The organism is Mesorhizobium sp. M7A.F.Ca.CA.002.05.1.1 (genome assembly GCF_003998335.1).
Classification (GTDB): Bacteria; Pseudomonadota; Alphaproteobacteria; order Rhizobiales; family Rhizobiaceae; genus Mesorhizobium.
The window spans coordinates 1-892 of the sequence record NZ_RZQI01001426.1 but is presented as its reverse complement, the minus strand read 5'-3'; the positions used below and the strand labels follow the sequence as shown (position 1 = coordinate 892).

Sequence of the window (892 nt, the reverse complement as noted above, 5' to 3'; positions counted from 1 at the left end):
TGCCAGGACTGCGCATAGATGCCGATTGTCAGCACCAGATCGATCCGTGGCATCGAGGCCATCAAGGGCGCGCGCCAGGCCGCCGCGCATTCGCGCCTCGGCGGCAGGTCTCCCCCCTTGGCATCCTGGCCGGGAAAGCAGAAACCCATCGGCACGATGGCGAATTTTTCGATGTCGTAGAATTCGTCGCTCGTCACGCCAAGCCAACTGCGCAAGCGATCGCCGGAGGCGTCGGTGAACGGCATGCCCGACAGATGCACCTTGGTCCCCGGCGCCTGGCTGGCGATCAGGATACGGGCGCTGGACGATGGGCGCAGCACAGGTCGTGGCTCATGCGGCAACGGCTTACCGGCCGGATTTTCCACGCAGATGCGACAGGCGCGGACCTTGGCGACGAGGTTTTCGAGTTCGGCAGTCATTCTCAGGCTGATGCGCTCGGCCGGCTGGAGACGGCCTGATGCCAGCGCAACACATTCGCGCAATCATACGGCACCTTGATGCGTGCCGGCTTCATGAAGTCCACAGCGATCAGGCCGGTGATGTCGGCGATCGAATAGCTGTCACCGGCGATGAACTCCCGGCTGCCCAGTTCTCCATCCAGCAGCCTGAGGAACGCCACGGCCTTCGGCTTGTTGGCCTCGCCCCATTCGGAGACCTGCGGGATTTCCCATTCCTTCATGGCCGGATGGGTGTGCCGGAAGGCCTGCGTGACGCAGCTGAGCAAATTGAATTCCATCCGCCTCTGCCACATCTCGACCTGCGCCTTGCCGAGTGCGCCACGCCCGAACAGGGCCGGTTCGGGATGCAGTTCCTCGAAATAACGGCAGATGGCGACGGATTCCGTGATGACGGTGCCGTCGTCGAGTTCCAGCACCGGCAGGCGCTGCAAGGG

At 63.6% G+C, this 892-nt stretch carries 2 protein-coding genes; both read right to left on the bottom strand.

Features of this window, described 5'->3' with window-relative positions; all coding sequences use genetic code 11:
• Nucleotides 1–482, bottom strand: a 482-nt coding sequence (locus tag EN939_RS36095) for a uracil-DNA glycosylase family protein (RefSeq protein WP_127272049.1), incomplete at its 3' end; no start/stop codon positions are given.
• Nucleotides 422–892, bottom strand: a 471-nt coding sequence (locus EN939_RS36090) for a glutathione S-transferase N-terminal domain-containing protein (RefSeq protein WP_127272048.1), incomplete at its 5' end; no start/stop codon positions are given. The genes EN939_RS36095 and EN939_RS36090, both read right to left, overlap by 61 nt.